Origin of the sequence: Poseidonocella sp. HB161398 (assembly GCF_005870025.1) — a bacterium.
Taxonomy (GTDB): domain Bacteria; phylum Pseudomonadota; class Alphaproteobacteria; order Rhodobacterales; family Rhodobacteraceae; genus Mangrovicoccus.
In genome coordinates this window covers 101,769-122,788 of record NZ_VATA01000016.1, presented here as the reverse complement: position 1 = coordinate 122,788, position 21,020 = coordinate 101,769, and the positions used below count along the sequence as shown (strand labels likewise).

General features: G+C 67.9%; 21 protein-coding genes and 1 tRNA gene. 11 read left to right on the top strand and 11 right to left on the bottom strand.

All coding sequences use genetic code 11. The annotated features are described in order from the left end of the window. Nucleotides 1-120 precede the first annotated feature (120 nt). A complete protein-coding gene (locus tag FGX59_RS14655) occupies nucleotides 121-1,566 on the bottom strand; it encodes an NAD(P)-dependent oxidoreductase (RefSeq protein WP_138467552.1) in 1,446 nt (481 codons plus the stop codon). Nucleotides 1,567-1,787: 221 nt separating this feature from the next. On the opposite strand from FGX59_RS14655, the gene FGX59_RS14650 reads away from it, so the two are divergent. Together FGX59_RS14650 and recR are read left to right on the top strand one after the other, a co-directional pair. Continuing rightward, a complete protein-coding gene (locus tag FGX59_RS14650) occupies nucleotides 1,788-2,591 on the top strand; it encodes an undecaprenyl-diphosphate phosphatase (protein ID WP_138467550.1) in 804 nt (267 codons plus the stop codon). A gap of 74 nt (nucleotides 2,592-2,665) precedes the next feature. Continuing rightward, nucleotides 2,666-3,265, top strand: coding sequence for a recombination mediator RecR (recR, locus tag FGX59_RS14645; protein WP_138467548.1), 600 nt, complete (start codon nucleotides 2,666-2,668; stop codon nucleotides 3,263-3,265). Between the two features lie 30 nt (nucleotides 3,266-3,295). On the opposite strand, the gene FGX59_RS14640 is transcribed toward recR, so the two are convergent. The 5 genes from FGX59_RS14640 to FGX59_RS14620 form a co-directional block, all read right to left on the bottom strand. Next, entirely contained in the window at nucleotides 3,296-4,072 is a 777-nt protein-coding gene (locus FGX59_RS14640; RefSeq protein WP_138467545.1) for a DUF1013 domain-containing protein, read from the bottom strand. A 257-nt stretch (nucleotides 4,073-4,329) separates the two neighbouring features. Then, a complete protein-coding gene (locus FGX59_RS14635; RefSeq protein ID WP_138467542.1) occupies nucleotides 4,330-4,671 on the bottom strand; it encodes a hypothetical protein in 342 nt (113 codons plus the stop codon). A gap of 331 nt (nucleotides 4,672-5,002) precedes the next feature. Next, entirely contained in the window at nucleotides 5,003-5,617 is a 615-nt protein-coding gene (locus tag FGX59_RS14630; protein WP_138467540.1) for a sulfotransferase family 2 domain-containing protein, read from the bottom strand. Between the two features lie 32 nt (nucleotides 5,618-5,649). Further along, nucleotides 5,650-6,636: an NAD(P)H-quinone oxidoreductase gene (locus FGX59_RS14625; protein WP_138467589.1), complete on the bottom strand. Its 987-nt coding sequence runs from the start codon at nucleotides 6,634-6,636 to the stop codon at nucleotides 5,650-5,652. Between the two features lie 28 nt (nucleotides 6,637-6,664). Next, the gene (locus tag FGX59_RS14620; RefSeq protein WP_138467538.1) at nucleotides 6,665-7,369 is read right to left on the bottom strand and encodes a COQ9 family protein; all 705 of its coding nucleotides are present in this window, start codon (nucleotides 7,367-7,369) and stop codon (nucleotides 6,665-6,667) included. 115 nt (nucleotides 7,370-7,484) lie between these two features. On the opposite strand from FGX59_RS14620, the gene rpsU reads away from it, so the two are divergent. Next, nucleotides 7,485-7,691, top strand: coding sequence for a 30S ribosomal protein S21 (gene rpsU, locus FGX59_RS14615; RefSeq protein ID WP_005614280.1), 207 nt, complete (start codon nucleotides 7,485-7,487; stop codon nucleotides 7,689-7,691). Nucleotides 7,692-7,811: 120 nt separating this feature from the next. On the opposite strand, the gene FGX59_RS39465 is transcribed toward rpsU, so the two are convergent. Beyond that, nucleotides 7,812-9,491 (bottom strand): sensor histidine kinase, encoded by a 1,680-nt coding sequence (locus FGX59_RS39465; RefSeq protein WP_138467536.1) that lies wholly within the window; start codon nucleotides 9,489-9,491, stop codon nucleotides 7,812-7,814. Between the two features lie 203 nt (nucleotides 9,492-9,694). On the opposite strand from FGX59_RS39465, the gene FGX59_RS14605 reads away from it, so the two are divergent. Continuing rightward, nucleotides 9,695-10,405 (top strand): glutathione S-transferase N-terminal domain-containing protein, encoded by a 711-nt coding sequence (locus FGX59_RS14605; protein WP_138467534.1) that lies wholly within the window; start codon nucleotides 9,695-9,697, stop codon nucleotides 10,403-10,405. A gap of 18 nt (nucleotides 10,406-10,423) precedes the next feature. Here FGX59_RS14605 and mscL read toward each other — a convergent pair whose 3' ends face one another. Beyond that, nucleotides 10,424-10,864, bottom strand: coding sequence for a large-conductance mechanosensitive channel protein MscL (mscL, locus tag FGX59_RS14600; RefSeq protein ID WP_138467532.1), 441 nt, complete (start codon nucleotides 10,862-10,864; stop codon nucleotides 10,424-10,426). Nucleotides 10,865-10,990: 126 nt separating this feature from the next. Between mscL and FGX59_RS14595 the strand changes: the two genes are divergently transcribed. Together FGX59_RS14595 and FGX59_RS14590 are read left to right on the top strand one after the other, a co-directional pair. Further along, nucleotides 10,991-11,080: transfer RNA gene (locus FGX59_RS14595), tRNA-Ser, on the top strand. Between the two features lie 348 nt (nucleotides 11,081-11,428). Beyond that, entirely contained in the window at nucleotides 11,429-12,265 is an 837-nt protein-coding gene (locus FGX59_RS14590) for a DUF3883 domain-containing protein (protein WP_138467529.1), read from the top strand. A gap of 417 nt (nucleotides 12,266-12,682) precedes the next feature. On the opposite strand, the gene FGX59_RS14585 is transcribed toward FGX59_RS14590, so the two are convergent. Further along, on the bottom strand, nucleotides 12,683-12,967 hold the full coding sequence (locus tag FGX59_RS14585; protein ID WP_138467527.1) for a DUF1467 family protein: 285 nt from the start codon (nucleotides 12,965-12,967) through the stop codon (nucleotides 12,683-12,685). Nucleotides 12,968-12,971: 4 nt separating this feature from the next. Further along, complete coding sequence (gene mce, locus FGX59_RS14580; protein WP_138467525.1) at nucleotides 12,972-13,376, bottom strand: methylmalonyl-CoA epimerase; 405 nt, start codon at nucleotides 13,374-13,376, stop codon at nucleotides 12,972-12,974. Between the two features lie 148 nt (nucleotides 13,377-13,524). On the opposite strand from mce, the gene FGX59_RS14575 reads away from it, so the two are divergent. The 5 genes from FGX59_RS14575 to FGX59_RS14555 all read left to right on the top strand — a co-directional run bounded on the left by FGX59_RS14575 (nucleotide 13,525) and on the right by FGX59_RS14555 (nucleotide 19,173). Beyond that, complete coding sequence (locus FGX59_RS14575) at nucleotides 13,525-14,244, top strand: response regulator (RefSeq protein WP_138467522.1); 720 nt, start codon at nucleotides 13,525-13,527, stop codon at nucleotides 14,242-14,244. A 102-nt stretch (nucleotides 14,245-14,346) separates the two neighbouring features. Then, nucleotides 14,347-14,979 carry an MT-A70 family methyltransferase gene (locus tag FGX59_RS14570; RefSeq protein ID WP_138467521.1) on the top strand — a complete coding sequence of 211 codons (633 nt, stop codon included), beginning with the start codon at nucleotides 14,347-14,349 and terminating at the stop codon, nucleotides 14,977-14,979. A 5-nt stretch (nucleotides 14,980-14,984) separates the two neighbouring features. Then, nucleotides 14,985-15,962: a DNA cytosine methyltransferase gene (locus tag FGX59_RS14565; RefSeq protein ID WP_240722455.1), complete on the top strand. Its 978-nt coding sequence runs from the start codon at nucleotides 14,985-14,987 to the stop codon at nucleotides 15,960-15,962. 1 nt (nucleotide 15,963) lies between these two features. Continuing rightward, nucleotides 15,964-16,803, top strand: coding sequence for an NgoMIV family type II restriction endonuclease (locus tag FGX59_RS14560; protein ID WP_138467519.1), 840 nt, complete (start codon nucleotides 15,964-15,966; stop codon nucleotides 16,801-16,803). Between the two features lie 69 nt (nucleotides 16,804-16,872). Further along, nucleotides 16,873-19,173 (top strand): pentapeptide repeat-containing protein, encoded by a 2,301-nt coding sequence (locus FGX59_RS14555; protein ID WP_138467516.1) that lies wholly within the window; start codon nucleotides 16,873-16,875, stop codon nucleotides 19,171-19,173. 16 nt (nucleotides 19,174-19,189) lie between these two features. Here FGX59_RS14555 and aspS read toward each other — a convergent pair whose 3' ends face one another. Beyond that, the gene (aspS, locus tag FGX59_RS14550) at nucleotides 19,190-20,965 is read right to left on the bottom strand and encodes an aspartate--tRNA ligase (RefSeq protein WP_138467513.1); all 1,776 of its coding nucleotides are present in this window, start codon (nucleotides 20,963-20,965) and stop codon (nucleotides 19,190-19,192) included. Nucleotides 20,966-21,020 lie beyond the last annotated feature (55 nt).

Below are 21,020 nucleotides of genomic sequence, written 5' to 3'. Positions count from 1 at the left end.
GCCCCTAGGGTGCCACGGGCTCCCCCCGGGCTGTCCATGCGGAATCCGGCCTGCGGAGCCTGCGCCGCAAAACTTGCAGCGCAGATTGCTGTTTGCGTGTCCCCGGAGGAGGCACCTGCCCTATTCGGCGGCAACCGAGGCGGCGGCGGACTCGTCCAGACGGGCCAGGATCGCATCGGCGGCCTCGCGGCCGTCGCGGATCGCCCAGACCACCAGCGAGGCGCCGCGGACGATGTCGCCCACTGCGTAGACGCCCGGCATGCTGGTCTCGTGGCTGCGGAAATCCGCCTTGACCGTGCCCCAGCGGGTGACTTCCAGCTCCGGCTGGCCCCAGAGGCCCGGCAGGTCCTCGGGCTCGAAGCCGAGCGCCTTGACCACCAGATCCGCGTCCTCGACATAGTCGGCGCCCTCGATCACCTCGGGCGACTGGCGCCCCGAAGCGTCCGGCTGGCCCAGGCGCATCTTCTGCACCATGACGCCCGCCACATGGCCGTCCTTGTCGGCGAAGCCCTTCGGCGCGGAGAGCCAGACGAATTCGACGCCTTCCTCTTCCGCGTTCTGGGTCTCGCGCTGCGAGCCGGGCATGTTGGCCTTGTCGCGGCGGTAGAGGCACTTCACGCTGGTCGCGCCCTGGCGGATCGCGGTGCGGACGCAGTCCATCGCCGTGTCGCCGCCGCCGATCACCACGACCTTCTTGTCCTTGGCGTTCAGCTCGCCGGAGTCGAACTCCGCCACGGTGTCGCCGAGGCTGACCTTGTTCGAGGCGGTCAGGTAGTCGATGGCGCGCACGATGCCTTCGGCGCCGGCGCCCGGTCCCTTGAGGTCGCGCGACTTGTAGACGCCGGTGGCGATCAGGACCGCGTCATTCTCTTCGCGGATCTGCTCGAAGGAGATGTCCTCGCCGACATTGCAGTTCAGCACGAAGGCGACGCCGCCGTCGGCCAGCTGGTCGACGCGTCGCTGGACGATTTCCTTCTCCAGCTTGAAGCCGGGGATGCCGTACATCATCAGGCCGCCCGCGCGGTCGTAGCGGTCGTAGACCGTCACCTGGATGCCCTTGCGGCGCAGCACATCGGCCGCGGCAAGCCCGCCGGGGCCCGCGCCGATCACGGCGACTTTCTCCGCGCGCTCGCGCGAGGGCGCGATCGGCTGGACCCAGCCCTCTTCCCAGGCGGTGTCGGTGATGTACTTCTCCACCGAGCCGATGGTCACGGTGCCGTGGCCCGACTGCTCGATCACGCAATTGCCTTCGCAGAGCCGGTCCTGCGGGCAGATGCGGCCGCAGATCTCGGGGAAGGTATTGGTCGCCTGGCTGATCTCGTAGGCTTCCTGCAGCCGGTCATTGGCGGTCAGGCGCAGCCAGTCGGGAATGTTGTTGTGGAGCGGGCAGTGAGACTGGCAGTAGGGCACGCCGCACTGGCTGCAGCGCCCGGCCTGTTCTTCCGCTTTCGCCTTCGCATATTCTGCATAGATCTCGTTGAAATCCTGCTTGCGAAGATTGGGCGCACGTTTCTCCGGCATGTCCCGTGGTACGGATACAAACTGGAGCATTCGCTGGTCCGCCATGAGGCCATATCCTTGCTTGTGTCGTCCAAGAAGTGTTCGCGCCGTTCCTACTCAGACACGGCGCAAAAGAAAAGTCAGCAATGGTGACCTAAGTGCAAAAAATTCTCGCCTCATCGCCGCGGAATCTGCCGGGAACCCCGAAAATAGGACAGTGTGGTTGACTTAGTGGTATTCTAAGACCTCTCAACGCGCTCCCCCCACCCAGAATCCGGTCTGCACATATGACTCTGTTCCATCTCTTCCTTGTCGCGGTCATCCAGGGGATCACCGAGTTCCTTCCAATCTCATCTTCCGGGCACCTGATTCTACTGCCAAACCTGACCGGAATGGCGGATCAGGGCCTGCTGATCGATGTCGCAGTCCATGTCGGCACACTTTTTGCGGTTGTGATCTATTTCTGGGCAGACGTGAGATCCGCGCTGTTCGGGCTCGGCCGCCTCGCCCGCGGCAAGGTCGACACCGAGGGCGCCAGGCTCGCCTGGCTGCTGATCGTCTCGACCGTCCCGGTCGTCATCATCGGGCTGATCCTGAAAGTCACCGGGCTGTCGGACGCGATGCGCTCCACCGCGGTGATCGGCTGGACCATGCTGGTCTTCGGTCTCGTGCTCTACTGGGCCGACCAGAAAGGCGCCGAGACCAAGACCGATGCCGACTGGACCCTGCGCGACGCCGTCATCATGGGGCTCTGGCAGGCCGTCGCGCTGATCCCGGGCACCTCGCGCTCGGGCATCACCATCACCGCGGCGCGGCAGCTCGGCTACCAGCGCACCGGCGGGGCCAAGCTCTCCATGCTGATGTCGATCCCGACCATCGCCATGGCCGGCGGGCTGCTGCTGATCGACGTGATCGCCGAGGGCCATGCCGACCAGCTGCCCGATGCCGCCATCGCCGCGGCGCTGGCCTTCGTCTCGGCACTGGCGGCGCTCTCGCTGATGTTCCGGCTGATGAAGTCGGTCAGCTTCACGCCCTATGTCATCTACCGCGTGATCCTCGGCGTCATCCTGCTGGCCGTCGCCTATAGCTGATCCGGTCCGGCGGGGCGCCATCCGCGCGCCCTGCCCCCTTGCCAGCCCCGGCTGGCCGTGCTTTGCCACTCGCCATGACGACGAAACCGCCCGCCTCCATCGACGCGCTGATCGAGCTCATGGCCAAGCTGCCGGGGCTCGGCCCCCGCTCCGCGCGCCGCGCCGTGCTGCATCTGATCGCCAAGCGCGCGCTGCTGCTGGCGCCCCTGGCCGAGACCATGGCCGAGGTCGCCGCCTCTGCCCGCGAATGCCTGAATTGCGGCAATGTCGCCACCGAGGATCTGTGCCCGATCTGCCAGGACGAGCGCCGGGCGACCGGCCAGATCTGCGTGGTGGAAGATGTCGCCGATCTCTGGGCGATGGAGCGCTCGGGCGTGTTCCGCGGCCGCTACCACGTGCTCGGCGGCACGCTCTCGGCGCTGGACGCGGTCGGCCCCGAGGACCTGCGCCTGCCCAAGCTTGCCGACCGGATCGTCGCCGAGGAGGTGACCGAGGTGATCCTGGCGCTCGGCGCCACGGTCGACGGCCAGACCACCGCCCATTACATCGCCGACATGCTGGAGGGGCGCGTCCAGGTCAGCTCCCTGGCCAAGGGTGTGCCGGTGGGCGGCGAGCTCGACTATCTCGACGACGGCACCATCGCTGCCGCGCTGACTGCCCGCACCCGGATATGAAAAGGCCCGGGACCTGCCCGGGCCGACCGCTCAGCGGTGATCGTCGTCTTCGTCGTCGTCGGGCTGGTCCGACGGCAGGTTGAAGAAGCTGTCGGCATCGACCAGCGTGTCCAGCCGGTCATCCTCGTCATCGTCATCGCCGCGCGGATCGCCGGTCAGCGAGAAGGTCTCGAGCCCGGTCATGTTCGACGGCAGCCGCGACTCGGAGGTCTCCATGCCCAGCGAGGTCTCGGTGGAGACCAGCTTGCGGCGCTCCTCGTCGGTCATCACGATGCCTTCGGCCGCGCGCTTCGCCGCCGCCTTGTGCACCGCCGCGTCCAGCTCGGACTGCTTGCAGAGCCCCAGAGCGACCGGGTCGATCGGCTGCATGTTGGCGATGTTCCAGTGGGTCCGCTCGCGGATCGACTGGATGGTCGGCTTGGTGGTGCCCACCAGTTTGGCGATCTGGCTGTCGGCCAGCTCCGGGTGGAACTTCACCAGCCACAGGATCGCGTTCGGCCGGTCCTGGCGCTTCGAGAGCGGGGTGTAGCGCGGGCCGCGGCGCTTGTCCTCGCCGACGGCGGCCGCGTTGAATTTCAGCTTGAGCTTGTAGAGCGGGCTGTTCTCGCCGCGCTTGATTTCCTCGGCCGTCAGCTGGTTGTTGGCGATCGGATCGAAGCCCTTCACGCCGCCGGCCACGTCGCCATCGGCGATGCCCTGCACCTCGAGCTCGTGGAAGCCGCAGAATTCCGCGATCTGCTTGAAGCTGAGGGTCGTGTTCTCCACCAGCCAGACGGCAGTGGCCTTCGCGTGAATCGGTTTGTCCATGGTCCTTGTCCTTCCGTCTGCTCCCCGGCGGATTTGCCAAGCCCGTTCCGTTGGCGGGGTTTTCCGCCGCGCCGGACCTTGGCGCTCTTCCTCGATGTCGGGGGAGGTTGCCGGTCATATAAGCACAAGAGCCGCGGGAGTGAAGCGGAAATGCGAAATCCGGCAGGTTTTCCGCCTGCCGGATCACGCAGCGGTGCGCGCCCCTGGGGGAAGACGCGCACCGCCTCGGCACAGGGCGCCCGCAGGCGCCGCGCCGATCAGCCTTCTGCCAGGTCGACGCCGATGCGGCTGCCGGATACGGTTACGGCACCGCCGTCGCGGGCAAAGCTGTAGAGAAGGCCGCGGGCCCCGGGCAGGCCGAAGGTCACGCGGTCGCCATCGGCCAGCACCATCGCGATGCGCGCGGGCTGGGCATCGGCCTGGCCCTGGTAGGTGGCAACGACTTCGTAGCCCGCTGCGGCCTCGACCCAGTAAACCGACATGTCGACGCCGCCTTCATGCAGCGCGGCACCGGCCAGCGGCTTGGAGAGGGTGACTTCGTCGGCAGCGGCTGCTGTAGCGGAGAGGGCAAGGGCGGCGGCAAGGAGAATGCGGGTCATCTGGATATCTCGTCTCGGATTTCGGGAGGCGTGCCCCTTCTGGGCACATGCCGGACGCGAAGTTCCGGCTGATGCTGCAACGCAGAATAGAAAACCCGCGTGACTGGAATCAACCGTCAAAAATGCATGGCTGCCCTGCAAGGGCGCCGCCAGAGAAGTCAAGGCATTCTGGACACATCGGCATACATTTCGCACCCGCAGAAAAAGCGAAGCTGCAGTGCAGCTTAAGCCGCCGTCCTGCGCAGGCATGGCCCGCCGCGGCGGCCCGCATGGCACCGCCGGTTTTCCGCATGTCCGCGCCGCCCTGGCGCCGGAAAGGCCGTCCTGGCGCTCAGATCTCGGGCGGGACGTAGCCGAATCGTCTCAAATCGTCGGCATAAATCTGCGCCACCCGGTCGACCAGCGGAATGTCCCAGCGGATCTCGCCCTCGAACCCGGCCGAGGCGTTCTCGTGCGGCAGCGCCGCGGGGGCGGCAAGCCCGGTGCGTTCCGCCACGCTGGCCACCGCCTGCGCCAGCCCGTCCTCGAAGCGGAACACCTCCACCTCGCGGCCAAGGAAGGCCGAACTCGGGCGGAGGTGGTTGTCGAGGCTGAACGGATTGTCCTCGTAGGCGTCGAGCGCCTGCTCCAGCCAGAGCGAGAAGCGCGGCGCGGCACGGAAGAAGCCCTGCTTCGCCTGGATCCAGGCCATGCGGTATTCGCTTTCCAGCCGGGCGAAGGGATTGCGGACCACGGCAAAGGCATAGTCGAAGGCGTCCTCGCCGAAGATCTGCGTCACGTCGAGCCATCGCAGATGCTGCGGCGTGCAGTTCAGCGCGGCCGGAAGGCCGACGCTGTGCAGGCGCAGGGGACCCAGCCCGGCAAGCCAGGCCTCGACGGTCTGGCCCCCGGTCTTGGGGATGTGGACGAAGAAAATGCGCTTTCCCCCGGTCTCGATGAACGGCACCGGCTGTCTCCTCTGGCTGCCCGGGCGGGCGGCTAGCCCGCGACCTTCAGCACGATCTTGCCGATATGGCCGCTGCCTTCCATGCGGGCATGTGCCGCCGCCGCCTCTTCCAGCGGGAACTCGCTGTCCATCACCGGCGCGATCCGCCCCGCCGAGAGAAGCGGCCAGACCTCGGCGCGCAGCGCCTCGGCGATCCGGGCCTTGGCCAGATCGGATTGCGGCCGCAGGGTGGAGCCGGTGACCGTCAGCCGCCGGGCCATGATCTGGGCGAAGTTCAGCTCGGCCTTCGGACCCTCGAGGAAGGCGATCATCACCAGCCGCCCGTCATCGGCCAGCGCGCGGATGTTGCGCGGGATGTAGCTGCCGCCGACCATGTCGAGGATCAGCTGCGCCCCGCCCTCGGATTTCATGACCTCGACGAAATCCTCCTCGCGGTAGTTGATCGCGCGCTCGGCGCCGAGCTCCAGGCAGGCGGCGCATTTCGCGGCGCTCCCGGCGGTGGCGAAGACCCGCGCGCCGCGTGCCGCCGCCAGCTGGATCGCCGTCGTGCCGATGCCGGAGGAGCCGCCATGGATCACGAACCGCTCTCCCGCCGTCAAGCCGCCGCGGTCGAAGACATTGGTCCAGACGGTGAAATAGGTCTCGGGCAGGCAGGCCGCCTCGCGCATCCCCATGCCCGCGGGCAGCGGCAGGCAATGCGCCGCCGGGGTCGCCACGTATTCCGCATAGCCCCCGCCCGGCAGCAGCGCGCAGACCCGGTCGCCCACCGACCAGCCGGAGACGCCCGCGCCGAGCGCGACGATCTCGCCCGAGGCCTCGAGCCCCGGCAGGTCGGAGGCGCCCGGCGGCGGGTTGTAGGAACCGGCACGCTGCAGCGCATCGGGGCGGTTCACCCCGGCCCAGTGGACGCGCAGCAGCACCTGGCCGGCCTTCGGCTCCGGCACCGGGCGGGTCGCGGGCGTCAGCACCTCGGGACCGCCGGGGGCGGAAATCTCCACGGCGCGCATGGTTTCGGGCAGGGTCATCGGAGGCTCCTTCGGTCTTTCCTCAGCGCGGGGTCTTCAGCGAGCCCGGCATCGCGGCCCCGGGCTTGCGGCCGGGCGCCTTGACCAGACTTAGCGCCCATTTCGGTCCGGCCAGAAGAGGACGCAGCAGCGCATTGTCGTTGACCTTCTTCTTGACTGCCTCGATCTGCATCACCTCGTCGATGCGCCGGTCGAGGAAGCGCCAGGTGCGCTGGTGCTCGGGACTGTCATCGCCCAGCCAGTAGAGCAGCGTCGCGCTGTATACCCCGGCGAGCGTCGCGCGCTTGGTGTACCAGTTGACGTCGTCCGAGCTGTCGCCGAGCGCGGTCCAGATATGGTCGACCGTGCTCCAGAGCGCCTTCGCCCCATCCGGCGCATAGGGCGGCAGCGCGAAAAGCGTCGCGCCGCGGCGCACCGCCTCCTTGTCCTCGACCAGCTCCAGCCGGATCCGCACGGCCCGGGCGATCCGGTCGCGGAAGCGCATCCCCTCCAGATCCTCCCCGGCCAGGCGGCGCAGCATCTCGCGGTCGCCCGCATCATGGAAGGCCAGCGCCAGATCGACCGCGCCCCGCGGACAGACCGCCCGCGCCAGCGCCGGGGCGGTCTCCGAATCGGCGATCGCCGCGGCAAAGCTCGCCTCCGACCAGCCATCGAAGACGACATGGGGCAGGATCGCCTCCAGCAGGCGGTCCTTGACATCCGCATGGGAGTTTTCAGACACTTCCATCGTCTTTTCCTCTTCATTCTGCCGGGCTGCAGCTCTGGACAGTCCCGGATTCCCTTGCTATAGGGACGCCTCCTGCTGAAAATGCAACTCTAACAGGAAGGGTGGTGACACCAGAATGCAGGTTAGTGTTCGCGACAACAATGTCGACCAGGCGCTCCGCGCACTGAAGAAGAAGCTGCAGCGCGAAGGCGTGTTTCGTGAGATGAAACTCAAGCAGCACTTCGAGAAGCCGTCGGAGAAGAAGGCACGCGAAAAAGCCGAGGCGATCCGCCGTGCGCGCAAGCTCGCGCGCAAGAAGGCTCAGCGCGAAGGTCTGCTTTAAGCCGATCGACCGCGAACCAGATGCGTCAGCATCAAGGTTTCAGGCAGACCCTCGCTTCGGCGGGGGTCTTCCTTTTTGTGCCGCCGCTCTTGTTTGTTCCCGCCGCTCTTGCGCCCGCCGCTAGCCGGCACCGCGCAGCGACGCCCCCTCCGGCAGATCGGACCGCCCCGCCGCCTGGCCCGCCGCGGCCTCGGGCAGGTAGATGGTCGCCACCGTGCCCTGCCCCGGGACGCTCTCCAGCTGCAGGTACCCGCCCGACTGGCGGCAGAAGCCGTGCACCATGGATAGGCCCAGCCCCGAGCAGGACGCCTCGTCCTTTGTGGTGAAGAACGGATCGGTCGCGCGGTCGAGCACGTCGGGCGACATCCCCGCCCCGTCATCGCGCACCTCGACAAAAAGATAGCTGCCCGCCGCCAGCTCGGGCGCGTCCCGGGGCGGCTGCGGGCAGTAGCCGGTGCTGATCTGGATGCTGCCCGCGCTGCCGACCGCGTCGCAGGCATTCGCCACCAGGCTGATCACCGCCTGCTCCAGCTGGCCGCGGTCGCTGAAGATCCAGCGGCGCCCCGAGCCCAGCTCCACCGACAGGCGGATCGTGCCGGGGATGAAGCGCCGCAGCATGCCTTCGAGGTAGCGGATCTTGCGGTCGAGCATCAGCGCCTCGGCATCGAGCACCAGCTTGCCGCCATAGGAGAGGAGCTTCTGCGTCAGTTCTGCCCCGCGCTCGGTCGCGGCCTGCGCGTCGAGCAGGAAGCGGCGCGTCTCCTCCTGGCTGCGCGCCTCGGCGACGAGGTCGAGATTGCCGCGGATCACCGTCAGCAGGTTGTTGAAATCATGCGCCACGCCCCCGGCGATGCGGCCGAGCGCGCTGGCCTTCTGCAGCCGCGCCGCCAGCGCCTCCGCCCGGGAGAGGCCGAGCGCCTGGTCGTGCAGCCGGGCGAGCGCGTCATGCTCGCGCTCCGCCGCGCGGTTCAGCCGTCCGGCCATCGCGACCAGGCCGAAGAGGCAGTACCAGCCCGAGGCCAGCGCCATCACCGCCATGCCGAAGCGCGGCGAGATCGCGCCCCGCTCCGCCGCCAGGCCGCAGCCCAGCCAGATCGCCGCCATTCCGGCCAGCAGCGCGGGCAGGAGCAGGCGCAGGATCTGGCTGCCCGGCCCGGACAGGAAGAGCAGATGCACCCGGCCCGGCTGCCGCACCGCCAGCATCACCGCGAGCTGCAGCATCACGAAGCAGGCCGCGCTCGGCAGGGAGAGCCTGGAGAAGAGCAGGCTGCCGAAGACGAAGCCGCTGTCGAAGAGATACCCGAGCAGCCCGACCTGCGACAGCACCAGTGCCGAGAGCATCAGCCCCTGCACCCAGGCCTGCGCCGCCGCGCGCCGCGACGGCAGCGCGCAGAGCGCCAGCGCGACCAGGAGGAAGCTGAGCCGCGTGGTCAGCGACATGCCGTCCTGCGCGGGCACCGCCCCGGCGAGGACCCGGCCGAGCGCGCCGCTGCCCAGCAGCGCCAGCATCGCCAGCCCGGCGGCCAGGGGCACGACCGGGCGCTGCCTCTGCGTCCAGACGGCGACCGCGCCGCCCGCCAGCAGGAAAAGCAGCGCCGTGCCCGGCACCAGCGCCGGCCAGCCCGGCACGACCCGCGTGATCCTGTCGATGCCGAAGCCCCAGCCGAAGACCAGAACCGATCCGGCCAGCAGCATCACGGCCGCCGACAGGCGGAAGGACAGGCGCAGCGCCCGCGCCACCGCAGCGCGGCGCGCCTCCTCCCGCTCCGCCAGGTCCCCTCCCGAGCTCCCTCTTGCCATGGTCCTCCGCACGCCCCGTCCGCAATCCGGCGCCAGAATGGCCCTGCTTCCTTTCGGAATCTTTGCCCCTGTGGCGCCGACGCCGGGATTTTGCGGACAATCCGCCCGGACCGGGGTGCGCACATCCACCTCTGCATTGCCGCAGATGGCTTTCTGCCGGAACCCCGCTAGGGTCTGGACGGAAACGCAAGGAGACGCCCCCCATGACCGAGCCCTCCCCGCTCGCCGGATTCCCGATCACCGCCCGCTGGCCCGCCGCCGACCCGACCGTGATCCAGCTCTATTCCTTCCCGACGCCGAACGGCATCAAGGTCTCGCTGATGCTCGAGGAGACCGGCCTGCCCTACGAGGCGCATCGCGTCACGCTGGCCGATGCCGACGTGAAGAGCCCGGAATTCCTGTCGCTGAACCCCAACAACAAGATCCCCGCGATGATCGATCCCGACGGCCCCGAAGGCCGGCCCGTCGGCATCTTCGAATCCGGCGCGATCCTGATCTACCTCGCCGAGAAGACCGGCAAGTTCATCGGCAGCGGCCCCGAAGAGCGGATTGCGACGATCCAGTGGCTGATGTGGCAGATGGCCGGGCTCGGCCCGATGCTGGGCCAGCTCGGCTATTTCGCGAAATTCGCAGGCACCGCGATCGAGGATCCGCGCCCGCGCCAGCGCTATCTCGACGAGGCAGGGCGGCTTCTGGGCGTGCTCGACCGCCAGCTCGAGGGGCGCGACTGGATCACCGGCAGCTACTCGATCGCCGACATGGCCGCCGCGCCGTGGATCCGCACGCTCAGCGCGACCTACGAGGTCGACACCGTGCTGGAGCTGGAGCGCTACGCCAATGTCACCGCCTGGCGCGACCGCTTCCTGGCGCGCCCGCAGGTGCAGCGCGCGCTCGACATCCCGCCGCGGAACTGACGCGGTGCGCGGCGGGCGCTACTGCCCGCCGCTGCCTGCGGCCTGCGCCCGCAGCAGGTCGCGGATCTCGGCCAGCAGCTCCGTCTCGGTCGGCGCGGGCAGCGCCGCGGCCTCGGGCGGGGTTTCCGTCTCGGCTTCGACCTTCTTGGCCAGCCCGTCCTTGATCCGGTTCACCCCCCGCACCAGCAGGAAGACCACCCAGGCGATGATGAGGAAGTTGATCACCGCCATCAGGAAGCTGCCATAGGCGAGCACCGCGCCCTCCTCGCCACTGCCGAGGCTGAGCGACATGTCGGTGAAGTCGATCCCGCCGATGATCAGGCCGAGCACCGGGTTGATCATGTCCTTGACCAGCGAGTTGACGATCCCGGTAAAGGCGGCGCCGACGATGATGCCGACGGCCATGTCCATGACATTTCCGCGCGAGATGAAGGACTTGAATTCCTGGAGAAGCGCCATGCGGGACCCTTTACTGCTACGCGAGACCGGCTCCGGCATAGCACGGCCGCCCCGCTTGCGGAAGCGCCGCGCCACCGGCCGCTTGACCTCTCCGTGATTGGGCGCCATGACAGGGTCCGACCGGCCGGAGGAGTGGCAGAGTGGTCGATTGCACCGGTCTTGAAAACCGGCGTGCGTGAAAGCGTACCGTGGGTTCGAATCCCACCTCCTCCGCCACTTGCACAGTGCAAACCCGAAAGCAGGTCCCTCGTGGGGCCTTTTTCTTTATGTGCCAAAGGGGTTTGCAGGGGCCATCCGCCCTTCGGAGACTGGCCGACTGCGCGAGATCGGTCTCCGAACGCCCGCCGTCTCTTTCCACCCTCCCCTTGCTCTCGGCGAGACGGGTTCACCCCCATACAGTTCAATGCACTGGCTGGATCGCGTTGCGCCCGTGTTTCGCTGGTTCCGGCTTGCCTCAAAGCAGTTGGCGACGCGACACGGGCGGCGTAGTGGTTGGCATGTCCTGGGAGTTTTGCGCGAAGTCTCTGATGACAAAAGCAGTTTCCGCCCCTAGCCTGGGTAGCAATGTCGAACGCGGCCTGGACAGATCAAGAGAACGACCTGATCGTCGCGGATTACTTCGCGATGCTGGCAGACGACGTCTCTGGCCGCCCCTACAACAAGGCCGAGCACCGGCGCGGGCTTCTGCCGCTGTTGAACGAAAGGTCCGAGGGATCGGTCGAGTTCAAGCACCAGAACATCAGCGCCGTGCTGAAGGGGCTGGGTGAAGACTGGATCCCGGGCTACAAGCCTGCCTTCAATTTCCAGATGACTCTGGTGGATGCCGTGGCACGCTGGCTGGCGCTGAACCCGGCCTGGCTCGATCGCCATTCGGGTACAGGAGCGCCAACTGGCCTGGCGGAGGCGCGGCCGATCTGGATCGGGCCGCCGCCGACGCTGTCGAACCAGCCGCCGCCGAAGGAGCTGGAACAGATGCAGCATATCGCGCGCAAGTTCGACGTCGCGGGGCGGGACGAACGCAACCGCGCTCTGGGGCGTGCCGGAGAAGAGCGCGCCCTCGCCCATGAGCGCGCGGCCCTGAGATCGGCGGGGCGGGATGACCTGGCGCGGAAGGTGCGCTGGGTCTCGGAAGAAGATGGCGACGGTGCCGGCTACGACATCGCCAGCTTCGCGCCGGACGGGCGGGTGCGGCTGATCGAGGTGAAAACGACCAATGGCTGGGACCGCACGCCCTTCCATATCAGCCGCAACGAGCTGGCCGTCGCCGAGGAGCGGCGCTCGGAATGGTGCCTGTTCCGCCTCTGGAATTTCTCGCGCGCGCCGCAGGCCTTCGAGCTGCGCCCGCCGCTGGACGCACATGTCTCGCTGACCGCCACGTCCTTCCAGGCGAGCTTCCACTGAGCCCCACGGCTGATGCCTCGGCAACCGGGATCCGCCTCCGAGAATGGCGCCGACCTGGCTGAAAGGCGTCCGGCACGATCCTCGCTGGCGAGGATCTCAGTCCGCATTGCCGTGACCTGCGAGGCACTTGCCCTGCATGCGATGACCGGCGCGCCCGTTAGGGCCCGTCGGCACGCAGGACGCAAACGCCCGCAGCGAAGAGGATTCCCGTGGAGCCCCCCAATTCAATGGCCGGAAGACCGGCCGCCTGCAGCAAGCCAAGCCCGAAGTCCATCCCCGCAGCGCCCGCAGCCATGCTTGCGCTCCGTTAGGGCGCAATCCGGCCCGCTTGCCAAGACGCCGCGGGGCTGCGATGCCCGGCGAACAGGGCGCCGGATCTCGTGCCCGGCAAGGCCCCGGCCCCGCGCGGGCAGGCGGCTATTCCGCGCTTCCGGCCGGTCCCATGCGGTGCATGAAGTCGATGTCGCGCACCGTCACGACCCCCGACAGGATCGTTCCGCCGATCACCGCCCAGAGCAGCGCCGCCACGCCGGTGGTGATCAGCGCCTTGCGCTTGAGATGCGGGTTCGTTGGCGCCGATTGAGGCGTGCCCTCCACGACATGGCCGGTCTCCGCCTGGGTCTTCAGCCGCAGCGGCAGCACAACGAAGAAGGTCAGCCACCACAGCACAGCGTAAAGCACGATGGCAGATGTGATCGACATCGGATCAGACCTGCTCGAGCTCGACGAGGCAGCCGTTGAAGTCCTTCGGATGCAGGAACAGCACCGGCTTGCCATGGGCGCCGATCTTCGGCTCGCCCGAGCCCAGCACCCGCGCGCCGGTCTCCTTCAAATGGTCGCGCGCGGCCAGGATGTCCTCCACCTCGTAGCAGACATGATGGATGCCGCCCGAGGGGTTCTTCTCGAGGAAGCCCTTGATCGGGCTGTCTTCTCCCAACGGATAGAGCAGCTCGATCTTGGTGTTCGGCAGCTCGATGAAGACGACGGTGACGCCGTGGTCCGGCTCGTCCTGCGGCGCGCCGACCTTGGCGCCGAGCGCGGTGCGGTACTGCGCGCTTGCGGCCTCGAGATCGGGAACGGCGATGGCAACGTGATTCAGACGGCCGATCATGGCGACTCCTCCTGCTGTTTCCGGCTGCCTAGCCCGCCGGGCCGCGGCAGGCAATGAGACCCATGGCGCATTCGGAATTCGACGCAGGAGTTTACGGCTCTTTCACCCTTCCCTGCGGAAATGTCGGGCAACAAGGAGGAGGACCCCCATGACCGATCCCGTGGAATCCTATCTGATCCGGCGCCAGCCCACCGCCTCGCGCCCGCTGCTGGGCCTGACCATCCTTCTGGTGGAGGACAGCCGCTTCGCGTCGGAGGCCGTGCGGCTGATGTGCCTGCGCTCGGGCGCGCGCATCCGCCGGGCGGACTGCCTGGCCTCGGCGCGCAAGCACCTGTGCACCTACCGGCCCTCCGTCGCCATCGTCGATCTGGGACTGCCCGACGGCCATGGCGAGGATCTGATCCGCGATCTTCTGACCGGCCCGACACCGGTGCAGGTCGTCCTCGCCACCTCGGGCGATCCCGACGGGGCGGAACGCGCGGCTGCCGCCGGGGCGCAGAGCTTCCTGGAAAAGCCGGTGCGCTCGCTCGGCGAGTTCCAGCAGATGATCCTGCGCCAGCTGCCGCCCGAAGCGCGGCCGCTGGGCCTGCGCGTCGCGCCGGAGGACCGGATCGACCCTGACATGCTGGCCTTCCGCGACGACCTTTCCCATGTCGCCGACCTGCTGACCATTCCCGAATCCGAGCAGCCGATCGACTATATCGCGCAGTTCGTCTCGGGCGTCGCCCGCTCGGCCGAGGACGGGCCGCTCTGCGCCGCGGCAGAGGCGATCCTGCGCGCCAAGGCCCGCGGCGCGGCCAACCCGACGGCGCTGGCGCGGCTGCGCAACATGGTGCAGAGCCGCCTCGACCAGCAGATCGCGATCTGAGCGGATCCGATTGGCAAAAGCCGGGACGAAAGCGTTGCCATGCCCCCGATGTTCGCTTAGTGTTCGTGAAGGCAACCACACAGGCAGGACGATATCTGGCGCATGACGAGCGAAGCGGCCCAAGATTTATCCAGATTTCTAGGGACTGACCGCTTCGGCACGGTTCTTGCAGATCCCCCCTGGCGCTTCGCCAACCGCACCGGGAAGGTCGCGCCGGAACACCGGCGGCTGACCCGCTACCCGACGATGGAGCTGCAGGAGATCTGCGATCTGCCCGTCGCGTCGCATCTGGCGGAGAAGGCGCATTGCTACATGTGGGTGCCGAACGCGCTGCTGCCCGAGGGGCTGCAGGTGCTGGCCGCCTGGGGCTTCGAATACAAGTCCAACATCATCTGGCACAAGATCCGCAAGGATGGCGGCTCGGACGGGCGCGGCGTCGGCTTCTATTTCCGCAACGTGACGGAATTGCTGCTTTTCGGCACCCGCGGCGCCGGTGCCCGCACCCTGCCGCCGGCACGCAGCCAGGTGAACATGCTGCAGACGCGCAAGCGCGAACATTCGCGCAAGCCGGACGAGCAGTACGATCTGATTGAATCCTGCTCCTGGGGGCCGTATCTGGAGCTCTTCGGCCGCGGGGTCCGGAATGGCTGGACGGTCTGGGGCAACCAGGCCGATGCAGACTACAAGCCGGACTGGAAAACCTATGCCCATAATTCGGCGATCGCGGCGGAGTGACGGAAATGGATGGCAGCCCCCCGATGCATTGCGAAATCGCCTCTGTCGAAGTCTGCGCTGGCGCAGGCGGCCAGGCGCTGGGACTGGAACGTGCAGGATTCGCCCATGAGGCCCTGGTCGAAGTGGAGGCGGTCTGCCGCAAGACGCTCCGCTTCAACCGGCCGGAATGGCGCGTGCTCTCCGGCGACCAGTCGAATCTGAAGACCTTCGACGCCCGCCCCTATCGCGGCATCGACCTCCTTGCCGGCGGGCTGCCCTGCCCGCCCTTCTCCAAGGCCGGCAAGCAGCTCGGCGCCGAGGACGAGCGCAACCTCTTCCCCGACTTCCTGCGCGTGGTCGACGAATGCCGTCCCCGCGCGATCATGGTCGAAAACGTCCGCGGCTTCCTCGATCCGACCTTCGAGGAATTCCGCAACGAGTTCCGCGCGGCGCTGGAGAAATTCGGCTACAAGGTCGGCTGGCGGCTGTTCTCGGCCGCCGATTTCGGCGTCAGCCAGCTGCGTCCGCGGGTGGTGATCGTCGGCGTGTCCGGCGGCGCGGAATTCGACTGGCCGGAACCGCAGGAAGAGACCCCGCCGACCGTCGGCGAATTGCTGCGCGACCAGATGGCGGAAGGCGGCTGGGAGGGCGCAGAGGCCTGGGCCGAGCGCGCAAACCAGATCGCCCCGACGATCGTCGGCGGCTCGATGAAGCATGGCGGTCCCGATCTCGGCCCGACCCGCGCCCGCAATGCCTGGGCCAAGCTCGGGGTCGACGGGCGCAGCCTGGCGGATGCCCCGCCCGCGCCCGGCTTCAACGGCATGCCGCGGCTGACCGTGCCGATGGTGGCGCGGATCCAGGGATTCCCGGATGACTGGACCTTCGTCGGCCGCAAGACCCCCGCCTACCGCCAGGTCGGCAATGCCTTCCCGCCGCCGGTTTCGGCCGCGGTCGGACGGCGCATCGCCCGGGCGCTGGTCCCGGGCAGCATCCTGATGGCCTGACATGTCCCTTCTGGCCGAGGCCCGCACCGCGTTCCACGCGGCGCTTCTTGCCGGGCCGCTGACCGTGTCGGAGCGCGGCATTCCCTCGAATGCCGACAGCTCCTCGGCGCCGAGCAAGCGCATCGCCAAGGGCATCCTGGGCAAGCTCGGCCCCTCGCGCACTGCCACGAAGCTGCCCGGCCAGACGGCCGGCGCCAATTTCGAGACGCTCTGCGCCGCCTTCCTGGAGGATTTCCTGCCGCGCCTGTCGCATCTGCGCCCGGGCCGGTTCGAGATCGCCAAGGGCGGCGCCATCGCCCGCTTCGAGCAATACGCCCATCTCGACGAGCTGGAGGCGATCGCCCGCGCCAATCGCGACATCGCCACCGCGCTCGGCTCCGACTACCTGATCAAGCCCGACATCGTCATCGGCCGCCGCCCGGAACCGGATTCGGCGATCAATAACGGCCAGGATCTGCTGGACCAGAGCGTGGCGCGCTACGCCTCGATCCGCGGCTGGGCGCAGCCCCTGGACCTGCTCCACGCCTCGATCAGCTGCAAATGGACCCTGCGCTCGGACCGGGCGCAGAATGCCCGCTCCGAGGGGCTGAACCTGGTCCGCAACCGCAAGGGGCGGCTGCCGCATATCGCGGTGGTGACCGGAGAGCCCCTGCCCTCGCGCATCGCCTCGCTGGCGCTCGGCACCGGCGACATCGACTGCGTCTACCATTTCGCCCTGCCCGAACTGCGCGCCACGCTGGAGGATACCGGCGACGAGGGCTATCTGGACACGCTCGACATGATGGTCGAGGGCAAGCGCCTGAAGGACATCTCCGACCTGCCGCTCGACCTCGTGGCCTGACTGTCCGGACTTGACCCAATCTGCCGTCACGTCATTCTAGCGTTATTCTTTTGTTAACGCCCTTTGACCATGACCCGACATCCGAAGCTGATTGCCACATCCCGAAAGCTCAACCTGCGCCGCGTCCGCCCTCCCCCCGAGCCTCTGGACGAAACCGGAACAGAGCGCTGCATTGCCCGCATCAATGACCTGACGCATGCCGGACGGAGCAACTGGTTCGGACTACTGGCCTATCTGACATTTGTCATGGTGACCGTGCTGAACGTGGAAGATGCGGATTTCTTCCTGGACAGCCGTCAAACCGAGCTCCCGTTGATCGGAGTGTCCATTCCCACTTTCAGCTTCTTCGTTTTCGCTCCGGTCCTGGGGTCGGCACTGCATGTCTACCTGCACCTGATCCTGCGAAAATGCAGCGAAGAATTGGCAAGCGTCCCCGCGACATACAAGGGCGCACCGGTTGAAAGGGCCATCCTGCCCTGGCTTCTGAACGATCTTGTACTCCGAGCACGCCGCGACCGCGACGAAGCGATCCGGCGGCGGCCCATGGACTGGCTGGCAGGCATTGTCGCCTTCGTTCTGATCTGGTGCGCCACGCCCCTCATGCTGGTCTATACTTGGGGCCAGTCGCTCCCGGCGCATGACGAAGGGCTCTCCGCGCTGATCTCGCTCTGCACCTTCTTCGCCCTCTACGCGAGCGTCTCCAGCTGGGTGAAGATGCGTGGAGATCTGGCACGGCCCCAGTCCTGGCAAGGGCTGAAGAGCTTCAGCGTGCTGGCCGCCACCGTGTTCCTCCTCGCAGCCCATCTGGTGCTCACCGTTCTTCTCACCGAAGGCGGGCTCGACCGTCTGGTCGACCGTGCGGCACGTCCAGCCTGGGCGGCCGCGCCGCGCGTCGCAAAGGAGCTGGACGCACTGGCCGCGCTGCCGCTGCCTGGATGGCTGCGCAGTGACGGGCTGCTGGTGCCTGCGCAGCTGTCCGAGGTCCAGTTCTCCGCCTTTCCGCCCGAGCAGGCCGACCCGATGGGCGCACGGCACCGGTTCCGATCGGAATGGTGCGTCCGCACCGGTCTCGATGGCGATGTCTGCGGCCGCGCGCCATCCGCAACCGCCGCGCCGCCTCCGGGGCAGGCAGCTGCACGGACGGATTGGTGCCTGGCCCATGGGCTGCCCGAGGCCGAGTGCCCGATCTACTTCCAGGAGCTCGACGCGGAATTCCGCCGCGAATGGAGCAGGCTGCGGAAGGCCAACGAGGAAGCGCTGCCCAAGCCCGATCTGCGGGGCCGGGATTTGCGCCGCGCTGATCTGACGAACGCATCACTGACGGGGATATGGCTGACATACGCGCATTTGAGCGGCGCCGACCTGACCGGGGCGGAAATGCAGGGCGCCGTGCTCTCGGGCGCGGATCTGCAGGGGGCGCGGCTGGAGGGCGCCCAGCTGCCGGGGGCGGTGCTCAGGGACGCCCGGATGCAGAACGCGGTACTCAGCAACGCCCAGATGCGCGGCGCCATCCTCGACGGCGCGCAATTGCAGGGTGCGGTGCTGGCCAGGGCGCAGATGCAGGGAGCCTCGCTGGATACGGTGCACATGCAGGGGGCCGACCTCAGCGGCGCCCAGATGCAGGGAGCACGGCTGCACGCCGCGTCACTGCAGGGGGCAACGCTCGACGGGGCGCAGCTGCAAGGCGCGGATCTGGCAAATGCCGAGCTTCAGGGGGCCTCCTTGCGCTACGCCTCGCTGCAGGCGGCCACCCTGCGGAACGCGCAGATGCAGATGGCGGATCTCGCGTCGGCCCAGCTGCAAGGCGCAGTCCTGACGGGCGCACTGATGCGCGGCGCCTATCTGCGCGGGGGCCAGCTGCAGGGCGCGATCCTGACCAGCGCCAAGCTGCAGGGCGCTATCCTCAGCGGCACCGAGCTGGAGCGGGCAAACCTGTTCCTGACGGAACTCTCCGGGGCGATCATCGGCTGGGCGCAGCTGCGGTCTGCCAACTGGACCGCTGTCCACATGGAAGCCACGATCGCACATGGCGCGGATCTGCGCGGCGGGACGAATCTGCAGCAGGACTCCCTGTCGCTGCTCACGGGCGACGCGACGACGCTGCTGCCCGACGATCCCGGCAGCTATGTGTGCACCTGCTGGCAGCAGGAGCCGCCGGGCTGGATAAATCTGCTCCAGGCCCTTCGCCGCTACAGCGTAGACGGCACGTCCCTCCGCAGAGGTGTCATATGCCCCGACGGTGCGAAGCCGCAGAAGACCGGGACGCCCTGGCCGCTGGAGCAGCCTCCCCCCTGGGGGAACTTCGGGTCGAACTCGGTCGAAGCCGGAGCCTGGGCCGCCGCGCAGGATACGCGCGGCGACTGTCCATGACCTTGCGGCGCGCCGCTCACTCCTGCGGAACGATCCGGATGTTCAGCTCGCGCAGCTGCTCGTTGGTCGGGTCGTTCGGAGCGCCCATCATCAGGTCCTCGGCGCGCTGGTTCATCGGGAAGAGCATCACCTCGCGGATGTTCTGCTCGTCCGCCAGCAGCATGACGATCCGGTCGATCCCCGCCGCGCAGCCGCCGTGGGGCGGGGCGCCGAAGCGGAAGGCGTTGACCATGCCGCCGAAGCGCTTGCGCACCTCCGCCTCGTCATAGCCCGCGATCTCGAAGGCCTTGAACATGATCTCCGGCTTGTGGTTCCGGATCGCGCCCGAGACCAGCTCGTAGCCGTTGCAGGCCAGGTCGTACTGGAAGCCCAGCACCTCGAGCGGATCGCCGTTGAGCGCGTCCATCCCGCCCTGCGGCATGGAGAAGGGGTTGTGCTCGAAGTCGACCTTGCCGGTTTCCTCGTCCTTCTCGTAGAGCGGGAAGTCGACGATCCAGGCGAAGGCGAAGCGGCCGGCATCCGTCAGGCCCAGTTCCTCGCCGATCACGGTGCGCGCCTTGCCCGCGACCTTGACGAAGCTCTCCGGCTTGCCGCCGAGGAAGAAGGCCGCGTCGCCGATGCCGAGGCCCAGCTGCTGGCGGATCGCCTCGGTGCGCTCCGGGCCGATGTTCTTGGCGAGCGGGCCCGCGGCCTCCATCTCGCCATTGGCCTCGCGCCAGAAGATGTAGCCCATCCCCGGCAGGCCCTCTTTCTGGGCGAAGGCGTTCATCCGGTCGCAGAACTTGCGGCTGCCGCCCTTCGGGGCCGGGATCGCGCGGATCTCGGTGCCGTCCTGCTCCAGCAGCTTGGCGAAGATCGCGAAGCCCGAGCCGCGGAAATGCTCGGACACGTCCTGCATCTTGATCGGGCAGCGCAGGTCCGGCTTGTCGGTGCCGTACCATTTCAGCGCGTCGCGATAGGCGATCTGCGGCCAGTCGGCATCGACCGCACGGCCGCCGCCGAACTCCTCGAAGATGCCCTGGATCACCGGCTGGATCGTGTCGAACACGTCCTGCTGGGTGGCAAAGCTCATCTCCATGTCGAGCTGGTAGAAATCGGTGGGCGAGCGGTCGGCGCGCGGATCCTCGTCGCGGAAGCAGGGGGCGATCTGGAAGTACTTGTCGAAGCCCGAGACCATCAGCAGCTGCTTGAACTGCTGCGGCGCCTGCGGCAGCGCGTAGAACTTGCCCGGATGCAGCCGCGACGGCACCAGGAAGTCGCGCGCGCCCTCGGGGCTCGACGCGGTGATGATCGGCGTCTGGTGCTCGCGGAATTCCTTGTCCCACATGCGGCGGCGGATCGAGGCGACCACGTCCGAGCGCATCTTCATGTTTTCCTGCATCTTCTCGCGGCGCAGGTCGAGATAGCGGTATTTCAGCCGCGTCTCTTCGGGGTATTCCTGCTCGCCGAAGACCATCAGCGGCAGTTCCTCGGCGGCGCCCAGCACTTCGAGATCGCGGACGAAGACCTCGATCTCGCCGGTCGGGATCTTGGGGTTCACCAGCTCGGGGTCGCGCGCCTTTACCGTCCCGTCGATGCGGATGCACCATTCCGAGCGCACCTTCTCCACGTCCTTGAAGGCCGGGCTGTCGGGGTCCGCCAGCACCTGGGTCATGCCGTAATGGTCGCGCAGGTCGATGAAGAGGATGCCGCCATGGTCGCGCACGCGGTGCACCCAGCCGGCAAGGCGGACAGTCTGGCCGACCTCGGCCGAGGTCAGTTGGGCGCAAGTATGGCTGCGATAGGCGTGCATGGCATCCTCGGGGGGCTGAGAAACGGGTTCGCGGCGTTCAATCCCGCCTGCGCCC

Bases quoted from the DNA above. Each gene is read 5' to 3' on its own strand.
- FGX59_RS14590 (WP_138467529.1), top strand. From the start codon at position 11,429: ATGTCGAACGCGGCCTGGACAGATCAAGAGAACGACCTGATCGTCGCG.
- FGX59_RS14560 (WP_138467519.1), top strand. From the start codon at position 15,964: ATGTCCCTTCTGGCCGAGGCCCGCACCGCGTTCCACGCGGCGCTTCTT.
- FGX59_RS14555 (WP_138467516.1), top strand. From the start codon at position 16,873: ATGACCCGACATCCGAAGCTGATTGCCACATCCCGAAAGCTCAACCTG.
- FGX59_RS14650 (WP_138467550.1), top strand. From the start codon at position 1,788: ATGACTCTGTTCCATCTCTTCCTTGTCGCGGTCATCCAGGGGATCACC.
- mce (WP_138467525.1), bottom strand. From the start codon at position 13,376: ATGATCGGCCGTCTGAATCACGTTGCCATCGCCGTTCCCGATCTCGAG.
- FGX59_RS14620 (WP_138467538.1), bottom strand. From the start codon at position 7,369: ATGGAAGTGTCTGAAAACTCCCATGCGGATGTCAAGGACCGCCTGCTG.
- FGX59_RS14575 (WP_138467522.1), top strand. From the start codon at position 13,525: ATGACCGATCCCGTGGAATCCTATCTGATCCGGCGCCAGCCCACCGCC.
- FGX59_RS14565 (WP_240722455.1), top strand. From the start codon at position 14,985: ATGGATGGCAGCCCCCCGATGCATTGCGAAATCGCCTCTGTCGAAGTC.
- recR (WP_138467548.1), top strand. From the start codon at position 2,666: ATGACGACGAAACCGCCCGCCTCCATCGACGCGCTGATCGAGCTCATG.
- FGX59_RS14585 (WP_138467527.1), bottom strand. From the start codon at position 12,967: ATGTCGATCACATCTGCCATCGTGCTTTACGCTGTGCTGTGGTGGCTG.
- aspS (WP_138467513.1), bottom strand. From the start codon at position 20,965: ATGCACGCCTATCGCAGCCATACTTGCGCCCAACTGACCTCGGCCGAG.
- rpsU (WP_005614280.1), top strand. From the start codon at position 7,485: ATGCAGGTTAGTGTTCGCGACAACAATGTCGACCAGGCGCTCCGCGCA.
- mscL (WP_138467532.1), bottom strand. From the start codon at position 10,864: ATGGCGCTTCTCCAGGAATTCAAGTCCTTCATCTCGCGCGGAAATGTC.
- FGX59_RS14635 (WP_138467542.1), bottom strand. From the start codon at position 4,671: ATGACCCGCATTCTCCTTGCCGCCGCCCTTGCCCTCTCCGCTACAGCA.
- FGX59_RS14655 (WP_138467552.1), bottom strand. From the start codon at position 1,566: ATGGCGGACCAGCGAATGCTCCAGTTTGTATCCGTACCACGGGACATG.
- FGX59_RS14570 (WP_138467521.1), top strand. From the start codon at position 14,347: ATGACGAGCGAAGCGGCCCAAGATTTATCCAGATTTCTAGGGACTGAC.
- FGX59_RS14605 (WP_138467534.1), top strand. From the start codon at position 9,695: ATGACCGAGCCCTCCCCGCTCGCCGGATTCCCGATCACCGCCCGCTGG.
- FGX59_RS39465 (WP_138467536.1), bottom strand. From the start codon at position 9,491: ATGGCAAGAGGGAGCTCGGGAGGGGACCTGGCGGAGCGGGAGGAGGCG.
- FGX59_RS14640 (WP_138467545.1), bottom strand. From the start codon at position 4,072: ATGGACAAACCGATTCACGCGAAGGCCACTGCCGTCTGGCTGGTGGAG.